General features: G+C 64.6%; 17 protein-coding genes, 1 other RNA gene and 1 riboswitch. Of the genes, 7 read left to right on the forward strand and 11 right to left on the reverse strand.

The genetic code is table 11. The annotated features are described in order from the left end of the window. Positions 1 to 3 precede the first annotated feature (3 nt). The 5 genes from G584_RS0102640 to G584_RS0102660 are packed head-to-tail and all read right to left on the reverse strand — an operon-like array spanning position 4 to position 4,387. Entirely contained in the window at positions 4 to 429 is a 426-nt protein-coding gene (locus G584_RS0102640; protein WP_028493220.1) for a MaoC family dehydratase, read from the reverse strand. Beyond that, a complete protein-coding gene (locus tag G584_RS0102645; protein ID WP_028493221.1) occupies positions 407 to 1,156 on the reverse strand; it encodes an alpha/beta fold hydrolase in 750 nt (249 codons plus the stop codon). Before G584_RS0102645 ends, G584_RS0102640 begins: the two co-directional genes overlap by 23 nt. Next, complete coding sequence (locus G584_RS0102650) at positions 1,149 to 1,922, reverse strand: alpha/beta fold hydrolase (RefSeq protein ID WP_028493222.1); 774 nt, start codon at positions 1,920 to 1,922, stop codon at positions 1,149 to 1,151. The genes G584_RS0102645 and G584_RS0102650 overlap by 8 nt, the downstream gene beginning before the upstream one ends. Then, the gene (locus G584_RS0102655) at positions 1,909 to 3,387 is read right to left on the reverse strand and encodes a class I adenylate-forming enzyme family protein (RefSeq protein WP_028493223.1); all 1,479 of its coding nucleotides are present in this window, start codon (positions 3,385 to 3,387) and stop codon (positions 1,909 to 1,911) included. Before G584_RS0102655 ends, G584_RS0102650 begins: the two co-directional genes overlap by 14 nt. Beyond that, positions 3,380 to 4,387 carry a 3-oxoacyl-ACP synthase gene (locus tag G584_RS0102660; RefSeq protein ID WP_028493224.1) on the reverse strand — a complete coding sequence of 336 codons (1,008 nt, stop codon included), beginning with the start codon at positions 4,385 to 4,387 and terminating at the stop codon, positions 3,380 to 3,382. Before G584_RS0102660 ends, G584_RS0102655 begins: the two co-directional genes overlap by 8 nt. Positions 4,388 to 4,473: 86 nt before the next feature. Between G584_RS0102660 and G584_RS13055 the strand changes: the two genes are divergently transcribed. The 5 genes from G584_RS13055 (at position 4,474) to G584_RS0102690 (ending at position 12,486) form a co-directional block, all read left to right on the forward strand. Then, entirely contained in the window at positions 4,474 to 7,425 is a 2,952-nt protein-coding gene (locus tag G584_RS13055; protein WP_272595896.1) for an ATP-binding protein, read from the forward strand. Between the two features lie 87 nt (positions 7,426 to 7,512). After that, positions 7,513 to 7,929, forward strand: a complete 417-nt coding sequence (locus G584_RS0102670) for a DUF5602 domain-containing protein (protein WP_051209143.1) — start codon at positions 7,513 to 7,515, stop codon at positions 7,927 to 7,929. A 68-nt stretch (positions 7,930 to 7,997) separates the two neighbouring features. Beyond that, on the forward strand, positions 7,998 to 8,444 hold the full coding sequence (locus tag G584_RS0102675; RefSeq protein ID WP_028493226.1) for a cupin domain-containing protein: 447 nt from the start codon (positions 7,998 to 8,000) through the stop codon (positions 8,442 to 8,444). Between the two features lie 295 nt (positions 8,445 to 8,739). Further along, positions 8,740 to 9,780, forward strand: coding sequence for a methyltransferase (locus G584_RS0102685; protein WP_028493227.1), 1,041 nt, complete (start codon positions 8,740 to 8,742; stop codon positions 9,778 to 9,780). A gap of 123 nt (positions 9,781 to 9,903) precedes the next feature. Then, on the forward strand, positions 9,904 to 12,486 hold the full coding sequence (locus G584_RS0102690; RefSeq protein WP_028493228.1) for a hypothetical protein: 2,583 nt from the start codon (positions 9,904 to 9,906) through the stop codon (positions 12,484 to 12,486). A gap of 64 nt (positions 12,487 to 12,550) precedes the next feature. Here the strand turns inward: G584_RS0102690 and G584_RS0102695 are convergent, their stop codons facing one another. The 6 genes from G584_RS0102695 to rimP all read right to left on the reverse strand — a co-directional run bounded on the left by G584_RS0102695 (position 12,551) and on the right by rimP (position 19,937). Next, on the reverse strand, positions 12,551 to 13,495 hold the full coding sequence (locus G584_RS0102695; protein ID WP_028493229.1) for a hypothetical protein: 945 nt from the start codon (positions 13,493 to 13,495) through the stop codon (positions 12,551 to 12,553). Positions 13,496 to 13,620: 125 nt separating this feature from the next. After that, positions 13,621 to 15,828, reverse strand: a complete 2,208-nt coding sequence (secD, locus tag G584_RS0102700; protein ID WP_028493230.1) for a protein translocase subunit SecD — start codon at positions 15,826 to 15,828, stop codon at positions 13,621 to 13,623. Between the two features lie 535 nt (positions 15,829 to 16,363). Beyond that, entirely contained in the window at positions 16,364 to 18,079 is a 1,716-nt protein-coding gene (gene infB, locus G584_RS0102710; protein ID WP_028493231.1) for a translation initiation factor IF-2, read from the reverse strand. Further along, positions 18,048 to 18,326, reverse strand: coding sequence for a YlxR family protein (locus G584_RS0102715; protein ID WP_028493232.1), 279 nt, complete (start codon positions 18,324 to 18,326; stop codon positions 18,048 to 18,050). Before G584_RS0102715 ends, infB begins: the two co-directional genes overlap by 32 nt. Continuing rightward, positions 18,326 to 19,489, reverse strand: a complete 1,164-nt coding sequence (gene nusA / locus G584_RS0102720; RefSeq protein ID WP_028493233.1) for a transcription termination factor NusA — start codon at positions 19,487 to 19,489, stop codon at positions 18,326 to 18,328. The genes G584_RS0102715 and nusA overlap by 1 nt, the downstream gene beginning before the upstream one ends. Positions 19,490 to 19,511: 22 nt before the next feature. After that, the gene (rimP, locus tag G584_RS0102725) at positions 19,512 to 19,937 is read right to left on the reverse strand and encodes a ribosome maturation factor RimP (RefSeq protein WP_028493234.1); all 426 of its coding nucleotides are present in this window, start codon (positions 19,935 to 19,937) and stop codon (positions 19,512 to 19,514) included. 158 nt (positions 19,938 to 20,095) lie between these two features. On the opposite strand from rimP, the gene ssrA reads away from it, so the two are divergent. Further along, positions 20,096 to 20,442: a transfer-messenger RNA gene (gene ssrA, locus G584_RS12415) on the forward strand. A 63-nt stretch (positions 20,443 to 20,505) separates the two neighbouring features. Next, positions 20,506 to 20,688, forward strand: a complete 183-nt coding sequence (locus tag G584_RS11885) for a ribbon-helix-helix protein, CopG family (protein WP_276324484.1) — start codon at positions 20,506 to 20,508, stop codon at positions 20,686 to 20,688. Positions 20,689 to 20,820: 132 nt separating this feature from the next. Further along, positions 20,821 to 20,941, forward strand: a riboswitch (FMN riboswitch).

The following is a 20,941-nucleotide window of genomic DNA, read 5'->3' on the forward strand; positions in this document are numbered from 1 at the left end:
TCCCTAGGGCCTTGCGCCCGTAGGTTCCTCGTAGAGCACCACCGCCTCACCCTCGATAACCCTCTCCCCCCGCTGGTTTTCGCAGAAGGTATCCAGGGTGAGGACCAGGCCGCCCTTCTCCCTCTCCCGCACTGCCTTGACGATGGCGGTGGCGGTGATGGTGTCCCCCAGGTAGGTGGGTTTAAGGAAGCGTAGGGTCTGGGAGAGGTAGATGGCCCCGGTGCCCGGCAGTTTCGTGCCGATCACCGTGGAGATGAGGCCCGCCACCAGGATGCCCTGGGCGATGCGTTTGCCGAAGCGGCTTCCTTTGGCATAGGCCTCGTCCACGTGCAGGGGGTTGGTGTCCCCCACCGCCCCCACGAAGAGGGCCACGTGGGCCTCGGAGATGGTCTGGGTGTAACTGGCCTTATCCCCTACCTTGAACCTCACCGTACACCTCCTTTACAAAGTCCTTCAGAATGTCTTTCAAGAGTTCTGGGCTTTCCAGGTTCACCGAGTGGCCCACCCCCTCGAGGACAAGAAGCCTCCCCCTGGGGAAGAAGGCTGCGGTTTCCTCCGCCATAACCCGGGTGACGAGGGAGTCCAGGGTGCCGTAAACCACCAGGACCGGCCCGGGATAGGCCCTTTCCAGCCGCCAGGCCGCCAGGGCCCGGGCGTTGCCCTGGAAGTGGGCGGGGTGCATCCCCTGCGCCTTCTCCACCAGCTCAGGAAACCAGGGAGGCCTGCGGGTGGGCGCCATGGCCGCCAGGGCCTGGGCCAGGGCCTCCCGGTTGTGCCGGTAGCCTTCCAGGATGGGGTAGTAGGCCTCAGGGGTTTGCAACCCGGAGGGCGGGGCGGGGTTGATGAGGACGAGTCCCCGGGTCTTCTCGCCCGCCGCTTCCATCACCACCGCACCCCCCAGGGAGTGGCCCACCAGGATGGCTTCTTCCGCATCCTTTTCCCGGAGGAAGGCCCTTAGGGCCTCAGCATAGGCGGGGATGGAAGGGGTGAAATCCCGAGGTGCCTGGCTTTCCCCGAAACCCGGGAGGTCGGGGGCCAGAAGCCAGGTCCCCTCGGGAGGGTTCTGCAAAACCTCCCGCCACCACTCCTTGCAGGCAAAGTTTCCATGGACCAGCACCACGGGGACTCCCTTTCCGCTTTCCAGGCAGCTAAGCATGGATTTCCTCCAGAAACTTCCTCACGGCTTGGGCGAAGGCCAAGGGGTCCTCCAGGGGGGCCGCATGGCCTGTGGGCAGGGCTTGAAGCTCCGCTCCCAGGGCCTCGGCCAGGGCCTGGGCGTAGGGCTTGGGGGAGAGCAGGTCCTCCTTCCCGTAGAGGACCAGGGCGGGCAGGGCCAGGCTGTGAAGGCGGGGCCTGAGGTCCTCGAGGCTGAGAAACCCTAGAAGGAGCCTTTCCTGGGCCCTCTCGTCCGGGGCCTGGGCGATAAGGGAAGCGAGGCCTTCCTCCGTGAGGAGCTCGGGATGGGCGTTGAGGAAGCCTGCCCCATAGATCCAGGGCAGGGCTACCCTTAGGCGCAAGGGGGTGCCTCCGGTCTTCAGGGCGTGAAGCCAGCTACCCACCTTGGCCCTTAGGGCGGGGTCCAGGTAAGGGGTGGTGCAGGCCAGGACCAGGCTTCGGAAGCGTGTAGGAGCCATGAGGGCGGCCTGCAGGGCCACGATGCCCCCGTTGGAAAGACCTACCAAGGAGGCCTCCTCCCAGCCCAGTTCCTGCAAGAGGGCGAGGAGATCTTGAGCGTGCGCCTTTGGGGTGTAGGGGCCCTCGGGGGCTTCGCTTTCCCCCTGGCCCCGCATGTCGTAGCGGAGGAGGGTGTAGCCCCCAAGGAGGGGCACCACGGGGTCCCAGCTTTCCAGGCGCTGGAAGAGCCCGTTGAGGAGCACCACCTTTGGCCCCTCTCCCTCCACGCGGTACCTAAGCCTGGCCATGTTCCGCCTCCCACATCCTTTTCAGAGCCTCCTTCTGCACCTTCCCGGGCCCGGACTTGGGTAGCTCCGGCAAGAAGAGGATGTGCTTGGGTACTTTGTACCCCGCCAGCCGCTCCCGGAGAAAGGCGCGGAGGGCTTCCGCCTCCAGGGGTTCCTTAAGGACCACGAAGGCCACCCCCACCTCGCCCCACTTGGGATCCGGCACGCCCACCACCGCTGCCTCCCGCACCGCCGGGTGGTCGTATAGGGCCCTTTCCACCTCCACGGGGTAGACGTTTTCCCCTCCGGAAATGAACATCTCCTTCCTGCGTCCCACGATGTAGAAACGCCCCCCCTCATCCTGAAAGGCCAGGTCCCCGGTCCTGAGCCAGAGCCTTTCCCCATCGTGGACAAAGACCTTGGCGTTCTCCTCGGGGCGGCGGAAATACCCTTTCATGACCACGCTCCCCGAAAGCCAAAGTTCTCCGGTTTCCCCTGCCTTGGCCTCCTGACCATCCTCCCGCACCAGCCGGGCCTTCAGGTGGGGCATGGGCCGGCCCACGCTTTCGGGGTACGCCTCCGCTTCCTCCAGCTCCAGGGTGAAGCAGTTCACCCCGCATTCGGTGAGGCCGTACCCCTGCTTGAAGCGGACGCCCTTCCTGCGAAAGGCTTCCCGGACCGGGGCCGGACAAGGGGCCCCGCCGGAGATGGCGAAACGCACGAAGGAGAGATCGGCCTCGGCGAAGCCCGGGGTTTCCAAGAGCATCTGGAACATGGTGGGTACCAGGAAGAGGAGGGTGGGGCGGTGGGTCAGGGCGAGGTCCAGGTACTCCTCGGGCCGGAAACGCTCCTGGATCACCACGCTCCCGCCCAGGTAGAGGAGGGGAGTGGCCAGGGCGTTCAAGGCGGCGTGGAACATGGGGGTGGCCAGGATGTACCGATCTTCCCGGGAAAGTCCCCAGGAGAAGGCGGTCTGGACGGCGTTAACCAGGAGCTGGCGGTAGGGGATCAGGGCTCCTTTGGGCAGGCCGGTGGTGCCTCCGGTGAAGAGGAGGAGGGCGGGGTCTTCCAGCCCTACCCGGGCGGCTTCCTCCATTTCCGCCCCCTCGAGGAGGACCTCGAGGGGCAGGGCCCTAGGATCCAGGGCCTGGGCGATTTCCTGGAAGCCCTCCCCATAGAAGAGCGCCCGGGGCTCGGTATAGGTGTAAAGGGCCTGGAGCTCGGGGAGGCTGAGGCGGTGGTTGAAGGGAGTAAGGATGTGCCCGAGGAGGGGACCGGCGAAGAGGAGGTCCAGGTACGCCGGGTGGTTCCAGGCGAGAAGACCCACCCGGTCCCCTTTACCCACCCCCAGGTCCCGGAGGGTTCCGGCGGCCCTTTGCGCCCTTTGGTAAAGCTCGGCGTAGGTCAGCCATGCCCCACGGAACCAGACCGCCTGGCGCCTTGGATGGTAGGCGGCAAGGCATCCCAGCCAGTTGGGCTCAAGCATGAAGCCCCCCTTCCAGGCGGAGTACCGCTGCCCCGTAGAAGTAGCCCACGCCCGCCGCGGCCAGGGCCACCAGGCTTCCCTCCCGCAAAAGCCCCTTCTCCCAGGCCAGCTTCAGGGAGAGGATGGGGTCCAGCTGGCCCAGGTGGCCAAAGCGCTCCAGGTAGATGGATTGCTCCTCCCTTAGCCTAAGGCCCTCCAGCACCGCCCGGTGGGCTGAGCGCTTCATGTGGAGCAGGGCCAGGTAATCCAGATCGGCTTCGGTGTACCCTGCTTCTGCCAGGGCTTCCCGTATTACTTCCAGGAAGGTGGGAATAGAGGTGGCGTCCAACCGCTGTTTCATGGCTTCGGGATCCTCCACGCGCAGGCGGAACGCCGAGAGGTTGCCCGGGGTTAAGGGGTTGCGGGTGCCGCCCACGGGCACCTTGACCGCCAGGGCCAGGGTTGGGTCCATGCGGTGGGCGAGGCCCAGAAGCCTTAACCCCGGGCCCTTTCGGGTGAGGACCAGGGAAGCACCCCCTGCGGCCAGGTCATAAAGGAAGCGGGTGTTGGGGTCCAGGTAATCCACCAGGTCCCCGTTGCGGTAGCCTCCCGCCACCAGGACCACCTGCACCTCCTTGTGGGTGGCGAAAAGCCCCCGGGCCACCTCCAAGGCCCCCATAAGGGAGGCGCACTTCTGGTTGAGGTCCAGCCCCTTGGCCCTCGAGGCCCCAAGGCCCAGGGCCAGGTAAGGGGCTGTGGTCCAGACGGGGTAATCCTTATATTCCTCCACGATGGAAATCACCCAGTCCACCGCTTCCCCGGGAAGGCCCGCTGCGCCCAAGGCGGCCTGGGCGGCCCATAGCGCCATGTCGGCGGGGTGGTCCTTGGGTCCCGGTACGGGTTTTTCCAGGATTCCTAGCTTTTCCCGCACCACCTCGGCAGGCAGATGGGTCCAGGCTGCAATCTCCTCGGCGGTAACGCGGCTTTCTGGCAGGTAAACCCCAAGGCTGTGCACGACCATCCGCTACCCAGGTTAGGGTGAGACTGTTACACAGGCGTTACACGCACGGGGGGTCGGGTCTATACTGGGGGGAATCAAGGGGGAAGATGGCCAAGTCCCACCTCCGCTTGTTGGGAAGGGCTGCCCTGGGGCTAGGGGAGTCTTGGATACCTTTGGAGCGCAAGGTGGCGGGGGTGCTGGCGTACTTGGCCCTCGAGGGCCCCACGCCCCGTTCCAAGCTTGCGGGCCTGCTTTGGCCGGAGACCCACGAGCGGGCTGCCCGCAACAACCTGGTCCAGTCCCTGCGGAGGCTCCGCAGGGCGGTGGGCGGGTATGAGGCCGTAAGGGGGGAAGGAACCCTCCAGCTTGCGGAGGACTTGGAAGCCGATGTGACCCGGCTTGTCGTGTCCACCCTACAGGGGAAATACGCCGAGGCAGTGGACCTCGAGGGCGAGTTAATAGGGGGCTACGATTACGACGACTGTCCCGACTTTGCCGACTGGCTTCAGGCCGAGCGGGAGCACCTATCTGGCCTGTGGCGGGAGGCTTTGGAATCCGAGGCGAGGCGCCTGGAGGGGGAGGGTGAGTTTCGCAAGGCTTTAGCCCTGGCCCTGCGCCTTGCGGAGGCGGACCCCTTCTCGGAGGAGCACTTGCGCCGGGTGATGCGCCTTTACTACCTCCGGGGCGACCGGGGAGCGGCCATGTCCGCCTACCATCACGGCCGGGAGCGGCTTAAGCGGGAACTGGGGGTGGATCCCTTGCCCGAAACCCAGGCCCTGGTTCAGGTCATCGAGCGGGGAGCCGTTCTGCCTGGGGCAGGTGGGCGGCTAAGGCGGGAGATTCCTCTTGCCCTTTGGCAACCCCCGGTGCTGGTGGGCCGGGAGCAGGCCTTGGCCCAGATAGAGGAAGCCTGGGAAGTGGGGAAGCTGGTGTTTGTTGCCGGTGAACCGGGTATAGGCAAGACGCGGCTTCTGCGGGACTTTGTTAGCCGAAAGGGTTCCTACGTCTGGATGTCGGGCCTACCGGGGGATAAGGGCACGCCCTTCGCCTTTTATGCCCGCGCTTTGCGGGAAGCTTTTGGGGAGTCTCCCGGGCTGCGCTTGCCCTCTTGGGTGCGGCGGGAGTTAAGCCGTATCCTTCCCGACCTCTTTCCTCTGGACCCACTTCCCTGGAGGGATCCTGCCGACCGCATCCGTCTCTTTGCCGCTATGGCCGAGGCGGTGGGGGAGCTCCGGAGGCAAGCGGGGGTTTTGGTGATGGACGATTTGCAGTACCTGGATGCGGCAAGTGCCGAGGCGTGGGCCTACATGCTTTCGAAGCTTGCCCTTGATGCTTCCGGCCCTCGCCGCTACCTCGGCGCCTACCGCCAGGGGGAGCTTTCAGCTGAAGCGCTGGCTACTGTGGATGGGTTGGTGCAGGCGGGGTTGGCGGTGCGGATCCTCCTCGATCCCCTTCAGCCCGGTGATGTGGAAGCGCTTTTGGCCTCCTTGGAGCTTCCAAACCTATCGCCTACGGAGCTTGCACCTGCCCTTTTCCGCTATACCGGGGGCATTCCCTTTTTCCTTCTGGAAACCCTGCGTGTGCTTTGGGAGCTGGGGGAGGGGCCAGAGGCGCCCGGTCGCCTTCCAACCTCCCAGCGGGCCAGGGAGCAGGTGGCGCGCTGCTTGGGGCTCCTTTCCCCGGCAGCCCTGCGCCTGGCACAGGTGGCAGCCATCTTAGGGGAAGACCTGAGCCTGGAGTTGGCTGCCGGTGTTCTTGAGTGCGCTCCCCTGGAGCTGGCCCGGCCGTGGGCCGAGCTCGAGGCCGCCCAGATTTTGCGGCAAGGGCGCTTCGCCCACGACCTCCTCCTGGAGGCGGTTAAGGAACGCATCCCTGTTCCCCTGCAAGCCCACTTGCACCGCCAGGTGGCCCGGGCCCTCGAGGAGGCGGGGGCCCATCCTGCCCGCATCGCCCAGCACTGGTTGGAGGGGGGCAGGGAAGAGGTGGCTGCTCGTTTTTGGCTGGCTGCTGGACGGGATTATCAGGCACGGGCCCTCTATGCCGAAGCCAGGGCCATGCTGGAGATGGCTCTTAGTCACAGCCAAGATCGGCGAAGCGATCTGGAGGGAGCTACACGGGTTGAAGCCCAGCTTCTTCTTGCCGACATCTGCCGTGAGGAGCGGCGTTATGGCGAAGCGGATGCCTTGTTGGCGGATCTACTGGACGGTCCCTTACCCCTCAGGGTGCGGGTAGAGGCCCTGCGGGCTAGGGCCTACCTCGCCATCGGCGACCCCCTTCGCGCGGCAGGCTACGCCCGCAAGGCCTACCTTCTGGCGCACAGGATGGGGGACGAGGAGCTTTTGCACCTGACCCGTACCGCCTACGCTGCGGCCCTGTGGGGATTGGGTAAGGTCGCTGAGGCCATACACTTGCTGGAGCCTGAACTGGCCTTGCACCATCCCGATGCCCGCCACCGCATCCGCATCCTGGCCTATCTGGGGGCGCTCTACGCCCATAGGGGCCGTTTTAGGGAGGCCTACGCCCTTTTGGAGGAGGGTTTCCACCTGGCTCAGGGGCAGGATCCCTACTGGCGGGTCCTGGTGGCGGCCTTTCTGGTGGGGGCCGATGTGGAGCGGGGTGAGCCCCTGGCCCACTGGGAACTGGCCCAGGCTACTCGGGCCCTGGGGCCCTTCGACGTGAGCGAGTACCTGGCGTTGGTGATGGCCCGGGCTTGTCTGGAAGCTCACGAGCCGCGGTTGGCACTGGAGCTCCTCGCGGAAAAGCCAGGCGCGCACCTGGGGCGGGCCTATGCCTGCTTGGGCCTGGCGTATACCTGCCAGGCTCTCCTGGCTTTGGACGATAAGGAGGCTGCCCGGCAGGCCTTGATGGAAGCCCTAGCCGTGGCCGAGGACCTAGAGGGAGCTCCGCGGGCCCTGGTCCAGGTGGCGGTGGCGGCCTTGCGGCTTGGGGAACCGGTGGCGCAGGCGCTCTTGGAGCGGATTTCCCCGGAAACCCTAAGCCCTGCAGACCGCAGAAGCCTCGAGGGGGTCGGCCTTGGCTTCGGCATGTACTTACCTTGAACCGCCCGTACCTGTCATCCTCCGGTCATCCGGGACCCTCTAGCCTTGCCTTACCTGGTTGGGTTCACCGCTGGGTGAGGAGGGGGAATGAAAAAGCGGGACTTTTTCGTGCTGGGGGTTGTGGCGTTGGGGCTTTTGGTCGGAGTTCTGGCCCAGCAGGCTGGGGAAAAGGCCAAACGCCTGGGGTTACCGGAGGGTACTGTCCAGCTTACCCCCTGTGTACCGGGCATGGGCGAGCACTGGGCTAAGCCCTCGGACCTTCCCTTTGGCCCCATCTACGGGGTCATGGGGGAGAAGGTGGTGTTCGTGGAGATCATGGTTTCCCAGGCCGACTTCGCTGCTGGCAAGTCCTGGACCGAGGTACTGAGGCCCCTAAAGGGGTATGCCATCGACCACGTGGACATAGAGTTTCTGCCCAAAGGCCATGAGGGTTACGAGGTTCCCCACTACGACATCCACGCCTACTTCGTATCCCACACGGACCACACGAGGTACTGCCCATGAGGAGGATTTAGACAGGCTCTCTGATCGAGGGGCGGGTAGCCCGCCCCTTTGGTGCCTAAGGAGGAGGTATGCAGGCTCTTTGGTTCTTCAACACCTTGGTGCGGGTGTGGGTTTCGGAGGTGGAGGGCCAGGATGGCCTTTCCGTCCTGGAGCACTGGGCTCCCTATGGGGATTCACCCCCCTTGCACATCCACCACACCGAAGACGAGGTCTTCATCGTCCTGGAAGGCGAAGTTCGCTTTTTGGTGGGGGATACCTCCCGGCGCGTTTTACCCTTTGAGGAAATCCTGGCTCCCAAGGGGGTGCCCCACACCTACCGGGTGGAATCCCCCGAGGGGGCCCGCTGGGTCACGGTCACCGCCCACCGGGACTTTGAGCGCTTTGTGCGGGCCATGAGCCGGCCGGCGGAGCGGGAGGCATTGCCTCCTCCTGCCGGTCCGCCCACCCCCGAGGAAATGGAGCGGATCGTGAGGATCGCAGAAACCTACGGCATCGAGTTCGTGAGGGCGTCATAGGCGTTGGCGTGGGGGATCCAAAACCCCCATGGCCACCGCGTACCTGGTAGGGGCTGGGCTAGGCGGGTGCGACTTGGCAAGAGGGCTTGGACCGGGGCGGGAAGGGAAAGGCGCCTGTTCGCCAGGCTTGGGGGCTTCCAGACTTTTCTTAGAGGCGCAAGGGCCTTTTTGGCCCTGGATTTCTAATCCCCTTGAGCCTGTCATCCTCGAGTCATCCAGGGCTATCTAGCCTGATCCTGCCTTGCGGGGTTTACCGCTGGGTAAGGAATGGACGCAAAAAAGGAAGGTGTAAAACATGACCCAGGAAAATCAGCCTAGTCATGCCAATGTCCCGCCGCACGTGGCTATGCTAGAGATGATCTCGGGCTTTTGGATTTCGCGCGCCATCTATATCGCAGCGAAACTGGGTATCGCTGACCATCTCCATGACCAGCCTAAAAGCGCCGAAGAACTCGCCGCCGTGACAGGCGTTCATGCGCCATCCCTTTATCGTGTGCTGCGTGCGCTTGCAAGCGTGGGCGTGTTTGCCCAAGATAGTGACAACCGCTTCCGCTTAACCCCGCTTTCGGAAACGCTGCGGACCGACGTGCGTGGCTCGTTGCGGGCTTTCGCCATCGTGGAATTAGGAGAGGAGCATTACCCGGCATGGGGCGAACTGCTGCGCAGCGTAAAGACCGGCGGGGTCGCCTTCGATCATGTCTTCGGGGTGCCCATTTGGGAATACTTCGCGCGGCATCCTGAGAACGCTAAAACCTTTGATGATGCGATGACCGAGATGACCCTCGCTGTTAATAACGCAGTTCTATCCAGCTACGATTTTTCATCCATCGTCAAGATTGTGGACGTGGGAGGGGGACACGGCAGCCTCACCGCCGCGATTCTCAAAAGCAACCCGGGGATGAAGGGCGTTCTCTTCGACTTGCCGCCCGTGATCGAAGGTGCACGGGCTCGCATCGAAGCTGAGGGAATCGCTGATCGGTGCGAATTAGTGGGCGGGGACTTCTTCGAGTCCGTACCACGTGGTGGCGATGCTTACATCCTCAAATGGATCATTCACGATTGGGATGACGAGCGTGCCGTCGCGATTCTCAGGAATTGCCATCGGGCGATGATAGAGAACGGCAAGCTCTTGCTTGTCGAAGCCGTCGTTCCGCCCGGTAGCGAGCCGCATTTGAGCAAGTTCATGGACCTCAACATGCTGGTTATGACCGGCGGGCGGGAACGCACAGAAGAGGAATACCGGCTGCTGTTAAAAGCAGCCGGCTTCAGGCTCACGAGGATTATTCCAACAGGATCGCCAATGAGCGTGATTGAAGGCGAACGTGAACGTGGGTGAATTAGTAAACGGGCTTCTTCCATGTTCCACTGGGCTGGAGGGAGGTTTGGATCGAGGCGGGCAGGGGATTAGGCCACCGGCTTCCAGCTTGCATCTTAAGGGGGATCCGGGGAAGATAAGGCCGTGCCCTACCCGGTGCCCGCCTCGAGGCTCCTGCCCCCTCGCACGGCCAAGGAGGTGCGGCGGGACCGCCCTCGGCGCCTGGTGGAGGAAGCCTTCCGCCAGAGCCCCGGGGTGGTCCTGGCGGCGGGGGCGGGGTACGGGAAGACCAGCCTGGCCTCGGAGTTTTCCGGGGTCTACGTGGCCCTGGCGGAGGAGGCCAAGGACCCTGCGGTTTTCCTGTGGCACCTTCTGGCTGCCTACCAAGGCCGGGCCGAGCTTCAGAGGGTGGCGGAGCTTTTGGAGGCAGGGGCTTGGCCCAGGGCCTTGGAGGCCTTTTTGGGTGCCCTGGAGCCCTTAGGTTTCCACCTCCTGGTGCTGGATGAGGTCCACCGGGCGGAAAGCCCCGGGGTGCTCAAGGTGGTGCAGGGCCTGGTCCGGCTTCCCGGCCTAAGGCTCTTGCTTCTCTCACGGAAGGCCACACCCTTTGCCTTCCTCACGGTACTTTCCGAGCGGGAGCTGGCGTTTGATCCCGAGGAGGCCTGCCAGCTTGCCAAGGCGCTGGCCCCGGAACTTCCAGCCTTTGAAGTGGAACGAGCCCTTTCCCTGGTGAGGGGGTGGCCCCTGGGCTTACGGGTGGTCCTGTTGGCCATGCGCCGGGGCCTGAAGCCGGAGCTGGCGCTGGAAACCGCCGAGGGGCTATTGGCTTACCTGGCCTATGGCCTTCCCGAGGAAGTTCTGCGGGAGGCCTCGAGGCTGGCCCTTTTGGGGGAGGTCCCAGAGGCGGAAGGCCAAGCCCTCTTGCCCTATGCCGAGGACCTGCTTCTGGAGAGGCGGGAGGGCAAGCTCTGGTTCCATCCCCTGGTGCGTGGTGCCCTGAAAACCCTCCTTCCCGAGGCGGAAGCCCGGGGGCTCCTCACCAAGGCGGCGGAGGAGGCCTTGGACCGCGGGGAGGGGATCCGGGCAGCCGGGTTCCTCCTGGAGGCGGGAAGGCTCGGCCACGTGGCGGATCTCCTGGTGCAGGAGGGATTTTCCTGGTTGGCGCGCGGTTTCACCTACAGCGTGTTGCGCCTTTTGGCCCACCTACCGGAAGCCTTGCGCCAAGGGCGGCGCGCCCTCGACCTGTTGGAGGCTGAGGCCTTGCGCCAGGCTGGGCGCTACCAGGAAGCGGAGGCCGCTTACCAGAAGGCCCTTAGGGCGGGAGAGACCCGGGCCTACTTGGGTCTGGCCCGGCTGTTCCTGGACACCGTGGAACCGGCTCGAGGGCGTCCTTACCTGGAGGAGGCCTCGAGGTTGTTTCCCGAGGAAGCCAGGCTTCTCCTGGCGGAGAACCTTCTCAACGAGGGCCGTGTAGCGGAGGCGGAAGCCTTGGGGTTCTCCGGGCCAAGGCTTCTCCTGAGGCAGGGGAGGCCCAAAGAGGCCCTGGCCCGCCTCAGGGAAAGCGGGGACCCCGGCCTGCACCGGCCGCCGCAGAACCATCGGGAGAGTACCCTTCTCCGGTCCCTTTTGGAGTGCGTGGCAGGGGATGCGGAGGAGGGCCTCCGGTGGGCGGAGCGGGGGCTTTGGGAGGCTGAGGTGCTGGGGAGTCCTTTCGGCATGAGCCTGGCCCAGGCCAGGAGGGGGCATGCCCTTCTGGTTTTGGAACGCTTGGAGGAGGCCAAGGCGGCCTACCAGGCCGCCTTGGCCATGGCGGAAGGGGGTCCAGCGCGGCTTAAGGTGGAAGCCCTGGGGGGTCTGGCTGCCCTGGGGGATGAGGAGGCCTACAGGGAAATGGTCCGCCTGACCCGGACCGCCGGGGATCTTTGGGTGGAAGGCTTCCTCACCCTTATGGTGGCGTTGGCTTGGCTTCGGCGGGGCGAGGTTTTTTCCTTGCCCACCCTGCCCCTTTTGGACCCCTTCCTTCAGGCTTTGGCCGAGGCTTACCCCTTTGGGGATGGATGGGAAGACCTTTTGCGGGTTTACCCCTTCCTGGCCCACCGGACGCTTTTCTCACCCCCGGTTTCCCGGGTACGCCGGGCCCTTTGGCGGCTTGGCCGCCTTCCCGTTCCCTACCATCCCGGGGTGCGGGTGGAGATACGGGTCCTCGGGGGATTTGAGGTGCGGGTGGAGGGACGGCCTGTGCGGTTCCGCCGGGATAAGGCCCGGCTTCTTTTGGCCCTTCTGGTGGCCGCCCAATGGGAAAAGGAGGATCTCCTCGAGGCCCTGTCGGTTTCCCCTGGGGAGTTCCGGGTGCTGTGGTGGGAGGTGGTCAACGCCCTGGAGCCCGGCCGGCCCAAAGGGGCCAGGCCCTACTTCCTGCGCCAGAAGCCCTATGGCCTTTTCCGCCAGGTACCGGAGCTATACCTGGACCTGGAGGATCCCAAGGCACCCCTCGCCCCACCCTTCCTGGGGCTGGACCATCCTTTTTTGGAGGAGGTTTCCAGGGCTTACCTGGAGGAGCGGCGGAGGGAGCTTTTGCAAAGCCCTAGGCTCGAGGACTGGCTTTTGGCCTTGCGCCTGGATCCCCTGGATGAGGAGGCTCTGCGGCGGCTTTACGGCACGCCTGCTCAAGAGGAAGCCCTTCTCCTTCGGCAACGGGCTTTGCAGGAGCTGGGTTTGGAAGGGTGAGCCTCCATCCGGCGCCCCCACCTTGGCGAAAGCCAGGGTGGGGTGGTATGAATCCAAAGAAGCCTTACTCCCAAGGGGCCTCTTCCGCTTCTTGGAGAAGGACAGGAAGCCTGTCGCAGGAGGGCGGTCCTTCCAGGGCCTGGGCCAGGGCGTCGGCCTGGGTGGGGGCGTTAGCCCCAAGGGGGAGGAGAAGGTAGGACCGGAAGAAGAGGCGCGCCGCCGCCCAGGCTTCTTCCCCCTGCCCTGGGGGTGCCTGGCAGGCCAGCTGCACCAGGCGGTGCAGGTATCCTAGGCCTTGCCGGGGATCCCGGGGGAGGAGGTCTACGCCTAGGCCGGCTTCCAGGGCAAAGGCTAAGTCCAGGGCGGCCTCCCTGGCCCTTTCCGGATCCCGGAACCGCTCGGGCCAACCCGAACTGGGGTAGAGCTCCCGCAAAGCGGCCAGGGCCTCGGCGACCCTGGACCAGGTTTCGGGGGGAAGGAAGGGCTTGAGTTCTCTCACCTGGAGCTCAAGCTGCCACAGGAGGAAGAAGCCAAGGCGGTAAGCCGCCTTCCTCCCCAGGAAACCCTCCCGGTAGCTGGCTGCCACTCCCTTATTCCCCAAGGCCAGCTGAACTGCGAGCCCTGCCCGCAGGGCTGGATCCAGGTGGGGTACCAAAGACGCTTGGATTTGGGGAAAGAGATCCTCGGCCTCGCGGAGAAGGGGGCGGAGGTTACTGGGCTCTGCCGGGGAGAGGTGCTCCACCCGTTGCAGAAAGCCTTCCCATCGGGAGGAAAAGGGAAGGGACCGGGTGCGGAGGCTCTCCCTTACCAGGTCCAGACCCTCCTCAAAGTCCTGCAGGGAATCGGGGGAGGGGGCTTCGGCGTGGGCCTCGAGGGCTGCCCTCATCAGCTCGAGGGCGAAGAGCCACCGCACCTCCGGCTCGTGGGCCACCAGCAGGGGCTGGCCAAAAGCCGCAGGGCAAAGGAGGGGAGCGACAAGAAGCCAAGGGCGTAAGGGGGGTGGGGCCATGATCCTCTCTCCTCAGGAACGCCTACGCCAGGGAGCCACCAGGCTTCCTTTTCCTTAGGGTAAACCCGACCCCCGGGAAGCAGTGTGATCCCGGGGGTGAGTCTCCCGCCTACTTCCGTTGGGCCTTAGGCGGATTTCTTTGCCCGCTGTTGGTGCAACTCCTTCCAGAACACCACCATGGCGCTCACCACGTAGATGGAGCTGTAAGTGCCCACGAAGATGCCCACGAAGATGGCCAGGGAGAAGTCCCTGAGGACGCTTCCTCCCAGGAAGAGGAGGGCGACGATGGGCAAGAGGGTGGTGAGGCTGGTCATCACCGTGCGGGAGAGGGTCTGGTTGATGGAGCGGTTCACCATCTCCCGGTAGGGGATGCCCCGCATGAGCTTCTGGTTCTCCCGGATGCGGTCTGAAACCACGATGGAGTCGTTGATGGAGTAGCCCACGATGGTCAGGAGGGCGGCGATGGTGGGGATGGAGAACTCCAGGCCCAGGAGGCTGTACATCCCCGCCACGATGGCCACGTCATGGGCCACGGCGATGACGCTGGCCACCCCAAAGGTCCAGTCAAAGCGGAAGGCCACGTAGAGGAGGATGAGGCCAAGGCCCACCAGGACCGCCATCACCGCATTGCGCCGAAGTTCGGAACCGATGGCCGGACCCACGGTCTCCGAGGTGAGGACGCTGGCCCTTAGCTCCGTGGTGAAGAGCCGCTCCAGCTCCAGACGCTTGGCATCGGAAAGGGGTGGGAGCTTAAGGGAAAACTCCCGGAAATCGGCGGTGGGAGCCTGCACCTGGGTGATGACCGCTTCCTTGGCGGGGAAGCCCCTGGCTTCCAGGAAGCGCCTTAGGGTGTCCACGCCCACCTCGGGGCCCGTGCGCAGGGTGTATGCCGTACCCCCGGTGAAGTCGATGGAGTAGTTGAAGCCCTTGGTAAAGACCACCCCCGCTGCCAGGATGGCGAGGAGCAGGGTGGCCACGGTGATGAAGCGGGCCGGGCCCATGAAGTTGAACCTGGGGTCCACCAGCCACATGGGGGGGCGGATCTCCCCGCGCTCGGCCATGCGCTCCAGAAGGTAGCGGCTGAAAACCAGGTTGGAGAAGACGCTGGCCACCACGCCGATGGCCAGAACCACCGCAAATCCCCGAACGGGCCCGGTGGCGTACTGGTAAAGGGCGGCGGCCGCCAGCAGGTGGGCGGCGTTCACGTCCAGGATGGTCAGGGTGGAGTGTTTGAAACCCTCGGGGATGGCCTGGCGGAACTTCTTCCCGGCCCTGAGCTCCTCCTTGATGCGCTCGAAGGAAAGCACGTTCCCGTCCACCGCAGCCCCCAGGGTGAGGACCAAGCCGGCGATGCCGGGGAGGGTCAGGGTGGCCCCGAGGCCCGAAAGGAGCCCCAGGATGAGCACGGAGGTGTAGATGAGGCCCAAGGAGGCCACCAGGCCAAGGCCCGCACCGTAGTAGGCGAAGATAAGGAGGAAGATGGCCAGGGTGCCGATGAGGGCCGAGCGGATCCCCGCCTGGATGGCGTCCTGGCCCAGGGTGGGGCCTATGGAGCGGATCTCTGCCACCTCCAGGGGAACGGGCAATGCCCCCGAACGCAACACCAGGGCGATCTCGCTGGCCTCCTCGAGGCCCGATAGCCCCTCGATCACCGCCTGGCCCCCGGTGATGGCCTGGCGGATCACGGGAGCGGTGTAGACCTTGCCGTCCAGGACGATGGCCAGCTGCTTGCCCACGTTGGCCCGGGTCACCTCCTCAAACTTCTTGGCCCCTTCCGGGGTAAAGGTGAGGGCCACCTGGGGGCGGCCGAACTGGTCAAAAACCGCCCGGGCGTCGGCCAGGTCCGCTCCCGTGAGAAGGGCCGGGCCCAGGTCCTCGGGCTTGATGAGGTCCTTTTCCAGGTCTTCCCGCTTAAGCCTGGGGTTTTCCCTGAGGGCCTGGTTGATCTGGGCCACGGTGGTGCCGGTGGCCCCTTCCTTGAGGATGCGGAACTCCAGCACCGCCCGCTGGCCGATGAGCTTGAGGGCCCGGTCCTGGTCGGCTTGGGAAAGGCCGGGCAACTCCACCACGATGCGCTTTTGCCCTTGGGTCTGGATCAGGGGTTCCGCCACCCCCAGGGCGTTGATGCGGTTTTCCAGGACGGTGCGGGCCTTTTCCAGGTCGTCGGGGGTGGGGTTCTCCACGGCAGCCTCGAGGACAATGCGAAGACCTCCTTTAAGGTCTAAGCCCAGCTTTACCTTGGGCTCCTCCGGGGCCCAGGGCTTCCAAACCATGAGAAGGGCCAAAAGGAAAAGGCCTAGGAGGAGAAGTCCGTTGAGAAGCTTGCGGTTCATACTCTTCACCTTTTGGGGCACGCAGGTGCCCGACTCGTTAGCGGAAGGGCTTAAAGCCGTATACCAGAGCCTGACCTTAGACTGCGCTGGATGGCCTTTTGAGCTTGTGCCAGCGCAAGAAGAAGAGATTCTGGGCCCTAGCCTCCATCCATCTGGAGGCGGCCATAAAGGAGGTAAAGATGGGACGGGGAAGAGGTTTCCAGTGACGGTGGCTTGGCCTCCCTATTCTGGGGCTTTACGGAGAAGTGGGGAGGCCGGGTGGGAGCCTGGGCCAGGGGGGTAAGGCCGTTTCCCTGGCGGTCCTCCTTGGGGACCCAGGCAGGTCCCTTGGCGTGAAGCCCAGCTTCGGTCTTTCCCTTTCCCGCAGGGAAAGGGGGTAAGCCTTGGAGGACCAGGGCCAGGATGGCCAGGGCCAGCCCTAACCTTACCCAAGCACCCCCTGGGACCCGCCGTCGCCCTAAGGAGGGGCCAAAGACCCCCACCGCCTTAGGGCACGCCCTGGGGAAAGACCGCCGGATCCACCGCAAGGAACCTCCTATGCCGGCACCTCCACCATCTGGAACACCTCTATGATGTCCCCTTCCTGGAAGTCGTCGAACCCCTCGAGGCCGATGCCGCACTCGTAGCCCTGGGCCACCTCCCGCACGTCCTCCTTGAAGCGCTTGAGGCTGGCCATTTTCCCCTTCCAGATCTCCTCGCCCTTGCGCAAAACCCTTACCTCAGCACCGCGTACCACTTTGCCCTGGGTGACCATGCATCCCGCCACCTGTTTGCCCCCGGGCAGGCGGAAAATGGCCCGCACCTCGGCCCGGCCCAGGACCTCCTCCTTGAACTTGGGCTCCTTCTGTCCTTTGACCATGGACCGGACCTCGTCGATGAGGTCATAAATGATGCGGAAGGTTTTGAGGAGAACCCCCTTGCTTTCCGCCGCCTTCTTCACCGCACCGGAAGGGTTCACCCCGAAGGCTAGGATGGCGGCGTTGGCCGTCTGGGCCAGGAGGATATCCGACTCCGTGGGGGCCCCCACCTGGGCCAGGAGGACGTTGATCTTGACCTCCTCGGTGCTCTCCTTGGCCAGGATGTGCTGGATGGCTTCCAGGGAGCCCTGGGTATCCGCCCGGAGAATGAGGTTAACCTCCTTCTGCCCTTCCTCCTGGAGGGCCCGGAGCAGGTCGGCCATGGTCCTGGGACGGCGCTCCCTTTCGGCTTCCTCGCGGGCCTTGCGCTCCTCTTTGCGCTCCTCGGTGATCTCCCTGGCGGCCTCGAGGTCCGGCACCCACTCCACCACGTCCCCGGCGTGGGGAAGCTCCTGGAAGCCTAAGACCTGCACGGCGCTTCCCGGGCCTGCTTCCTTGCGCTGGTTGCCATCGGCGTCCATCATGGCCCGGATACGGCCGTACACCTCCCCGGCCACCACATAGTCCCCCACCCGGAAGGTCCCCTCCTGGACCAACATGTTGGCGATAATGCCCGCCTGTTTGTCCAGCTTGGACTCGAGGATGACCCCTTTGGGCTCGGCGTTTGGGTCAGCCCGGTAATCCTCCAGCTCGGCGATGAGCAGGATCATCTCCAAAAGGTCCTGCACCCCTTGGCCCGTTTTGGCGCTGATGGGCACCACGATGGCATCCCCACCGTACTCCTCGGGCACGAAGCCCCGCTCCATCAGCTGGCGCTTGACCCGGTCAGGGTCGGCCTGGGGCAGGTCCATTTTGTTCAGGGCGAAGATGATCTTGGCCCCGGCTGCCTTGGCGTGGGCGATGGCCTCATCCGTTTGGGGCATGATCCCGTCGTCGGCGGCGATGACGATGACGGCGATGTCCGCCACCTTGGCTCCCCGCTGCCTTATGGTGGTGAAGGCCTCGTGCCCCGGGGTGTCTATGAAGACCACCGTACCCTGCGGGGTCTTCACCTCAAAGGCACCCACGTGTTGGGTGATCCCCCCCGCTTCCTTCTCGGCGATGCGGCTTTTGCGAAGATAGTCCAGGAGGGTGGTCTTCCCGTGGTCCACGTGGCCCATGATGACCACCACGGGAGGCTTTCGGGGGAGGGCTTTCCTACGCTCCTCCTCCGCCAGCTTCTCCTGCAGGCCCCGTTGTTCCTTGACCAGTTCCCGCACCGCCTCCGCATCCTCCTCGGAAAGGGTGGAGGCGTGGGACTTGTAGGCGACCCCCATCTGGTCCAGGAGCTCCAGGAGCTCCTCGTTGGTCATACCCAGCTCTTTAGCCAGCTGGTAGATCCGTATTTTGGCCATCCGTACCTCCTAAAAGGGTGATAAGCGCTTCCGACAAGGCCTTGGCCCGGCCCCCAGCAAAGCGCCTCAGCTTCTTTTCCGTCCAGCACTCCGGGTTGTCGGGGCAGACATAGGCTCCCCTACCCGGCAGTTTCCCCGTGGGGTCCAGGCGAAACCCCTCCGGCATGAGCAGGATCCGCAAAAGCTCCCCCTTGGGCCGCCTTTTGCGGCAGGCCACGCACATGCGGATGGGGACATGCTTCGCCATCACTCGGAAAGATCCCGGAAGAGCTTCTCGAATTCCTCTTTTGCCCGGCTTGGGGTTTCCGCCTCCTCCTTGGCGGCCCTGCGAATAGCCTCGTCCAGATCGGAGATCTCCGCCTCCTCAAAGTGGATCTCGTAACCCGTGAGCTTGGAGGCCAGGCGCACGTTTTGCCCCCCGGTGCCGATGGCCAGGGAGTGCTGGTCCTTGGTCACCTTGACCCGGGCCTTCTGCCCATTGGGTTCCAGCTCGATGGAACCCACCTGGGCGGGGGAGAGGGCATTGCGGATGAACTCCTTGGGGTCCTTGGCCCAGAGGATGATGTCCACCTTTTCCCGGCCCAGCTCGGCGGAAACCGCTTGGATGCGCTGCCCCTTGTGGCCGATGCAGGCCCCGATGGGGTCCACATTGGGGTTGTGGGTCATTACCGCCACCTTGCTGCGGCGGCCGGGTTCGCGGGCGATGGCCTTAATCTCCACGATGCCCTCAGCGATCTCGGGGACCTCCTGCTTCAAGAGGTGCTCCAGAAGCTTCTCGTGGGCCCGGCTTACGATCAAGGAAGGGCCTTTGGCGGAGCGGTCCACCTTCTTCAGGTACACCTTGAGGCGCTGCCCGGGGTAGTAGCGCTCCGTGGGGATCTGCTCGCTCTTGGGAAGGTAAGCCTCCCCCCGGCCCAGCTCCACGAAGACGTTGCCCCGGTTGTCCACCCGGGTCACCACTCCGGTGAGGACCTGGCCCTCCTTGTCCTTGTACTCGTTGTAGATGCGGTTGCGCTCGGACTCCTTGAGGCGTTGGGTGAGGATCTGGCGCAGGTCCTGGATGGCCATGCGGGAGAGGCCCTCGGGGTCAATGGGGAACTCCATCTCGTCGCCAATTTGGACCTCGGGGTCGTACTGGAGGGCCTCGGAGAGGGCGATTTCCTTGTCTGGGTCCTCCACCTTCTCCACCACGCGGCGCACCTCCACCATCTCGATGCGCCCGGTCTGGGGGTCTATGTAGACGTCCACCTCCGGACCCTTGCCCGCATCGATTTCCTCCTTGCGGTACCCCTTTTGCCGCTTGATGTAGGCCTTACGCAGGGCTTCCCTGAAGGCCTCGAGGACCTCCTCGGTGGTGACCCCCCGCTCCAAGGCCAGCTGCTGCATGGCGTCTATGAACTCCCGGTTCATCTCTCCTCCCTAATCTAGGCTGTTACCTGGGCTCCTCGGGCCACTCGGCGAGGTTGGCGCGGAAGGTGCCGATCTTGAGGCGTCTTTCTTCCTGGCCCACCTGGAAGACCACTTCGTCCTCTTCCACCCGAAGGATCCGTCCGGTGAAGCCCTCGGGCCCCGGCACCTTGGCCTTTAACCCCTGGAAGCGCTCGAAGTGGCGGCGGGTAAAGAGGGGGCGCTTGGGGCCAGGAGACTCCACCAGGAGACGGTAGCTTCCCGGGATGGGGTCCTCACGGTCAAAGACGGCCTCTATGGCCCGGCTGGCCCGTTCCAGGTCGGCCACGCTGATGGGCCTTTCGTCCTTTCGCTCCAGGCGGACCAGGACCTCCCCGGGGGCTTCCTTCACCTCCAGGACCTCGAGGCCCAGAGGCTCCACCGCTTCCTCCACCAACCGCCAAAGGTCCACAGGCACCTCCCTACCTCCCTTCACAAAGGAAGGGTGGGCTTACACCCACCCCCCTCCCTTGGGAGCACTGGGCTCAGTTTACACCCAAAACCCCCTTGACTACAACCCCTTTAGCCTAGTACACTCAAGGTTGCCGGTCCGAGTCCGGCCAGTCACATGGGGGTGAACGGTCTCGACGGGGGTCGCCGAGGGCAGGTGGCGCGCCGAGGTGCGGGTGGCCTCGTAAAAACCCGCAAAAGAATAAAGGCCAACAAGCCTGCTTACGCTCTCGCGGCTTAATGACCGCGACCTCGCCCGGTAGCCCTGCCGGGGGCTCACCGGCGTGGGGACACAAACCCGGCTAGCCTTGGCTACGCCCCGTAACCCAAGGCGAAGTTAAGCGGGGCTTGCTCCTGGCCGCCTGTCCGCGGGCCAAGCCAGGAGGACACCCAAAACGCGGACTACGCGCGTAGAGGCCTGCCGTAGGGACTTTCGGACGGGGGTTCGACTCCCCCCACCTCCACCAAAGGGCTTAGGGGCCCATACGGGTCCCTATTTTGTTGTTGCCATATAAAAGACTACCCTGTACTTGCCCAAGTCCTTGAAGCGCCTGCTGGAGCTTAAGGCCCGGCGGGAGGGCCGCTCCCAGGCTGAGCTCGTAAGGGAGGCGTTGGAGCGCTACCTGGCTTCCCCTTCCCCTAAGTCCTTGGGCATAGGGGAGGATACCGGGGTAACAGGCCGTACGGCAGAGGCCCGGTTGGAGAAGGATTGAGTCCTGCCCAGCGTGCGGACGTGGGTGCGCCAGTACCAGGACCTCCCTTTGGGTTTCTCCGATGCCGCGGTAGCAGGTCCATCCCAGCTTGTGATCTGCCTTCGGTTGTAAAGTAAATTCGGTGCCGCCTGGCACCTCCTTCGGGGCGGGGTGGAAGTCCCCACCGGCGGTGAAAGCCCGCGAAGCCCCTTTGGGGCCCGATCCGGTGGAATTCCGGAGCCGACGGTGAAAGTCCGGATGGGAGAAGGAGGTC

The sequence above is a fragment of the Thermus antranikianii DSM 12462 genome (genome assembly GCF_000423905.1).
Lineage (GTDB): Bacteria > Deinococcota > Deinococci > Deinococcales > Thermaceae > Thermus > Thermus antranikianii.

What these genes read in the sequence shown, in the direction of transcription:
- G584_RS0102645 (WP_028493221.1), bottom strand. Translation starts at nt 1,156, where the DNA reads ATGCTTAGCTGCCTGGAAAGCGGAAAGGGAGTCCCCGTGGTGCTGGTC.
- G584_RS0102650 (WP_028493222.1), bottom strand. Translation starts at nt 1,922, where the DNA reads ATGGCCAGGCTTAGGTACCGCGTGGAGGGAGAGGGGCCAAAGGTGGTG.
- G584_RS0102655 (WP_028493223.1), bottom strand. Translation starts at nt 3,387, where the DNA reads ATGCTTGAGCCCAACTGGCTGGGATGCCTTGCCGCCTACCATCCAAGG.
- G584_RS0102660 (WP_028493224.1), bottom strand. Translation starts at nt 4,387, where the DNA reads ATGGTCGTGCACAGCCTTGGGGTTTACCTGCCAGAAAGCCGCGTTACC.
- G584_RS13055 (WP_272595896.1), top strand. Translation starts at nt 4,474, where the DNA reads ATGGCCAAGTCCCACCTCCGCTTGTTGGGAAGGGCTGCCCTGGGGCTA.
- G584_RS0102670 (WP_051209143.1), top strand. Translation starts at nt 7,513, where the DNA reads ATGAAAAAGCGGGACTTTTTCGTGCTGGGGGTTGTGGCGTTGGGGCTT.
- G584_RS0102675 (WP_028493226.1), top strand. Translation starts at nt 7,998, where the DNA reads ATGCAGGCTCTTTGGTTCTTCAACACCTTGGTGCGGGTGTGGGTTTCG.
- G584_RS0102685 (WP_028493227.1), top strand. Translation starts at nt 8,740, where the DNA reads ATGACCCAGGAAAATCAGCCTAGTCATGCCAATGTCCCGCCGCACGTG.
- G584_RS0102695 (WP_028493229.1), bottom strand. Translation starts at nt 13,495, where the DNA reads ATGGCCCCACCCCCCTTACGCCCTTGGCTTCTTGTCGCTCCCCTCCTT.
- secD (WP_028493230.1), bottom strand. Translation starts at nt 15,828, where the DNA reads ATGAACCGCAAGCTTCTCAACGGACTTCTCCTCCTAGGCCTTTTCCTT.
- infB (WP_028493231.1), bottom strand. Translation starts at nt 18,079, where the DNA reads ATGGCCAAAATACGGATCTACCAGCTGGCTAAAGAGCTGGGTATGACC.
- G584_RS0102715 (WP_028493232.1), bottom strand. Translation starts at nt 18,326, where the DNA reads ATGGCGAAGCATGTCCCCATCCGCATGTGCGTGGCCTGCCGCAAAAGG.
- nusA (WP_028493233.1), bottom strand. Translation starts at nt 19,489, where the DNA reads ATGAACCGGGAGTTCATAGACGCCATGCAGCAGCTGGCCTTGGAGCGG.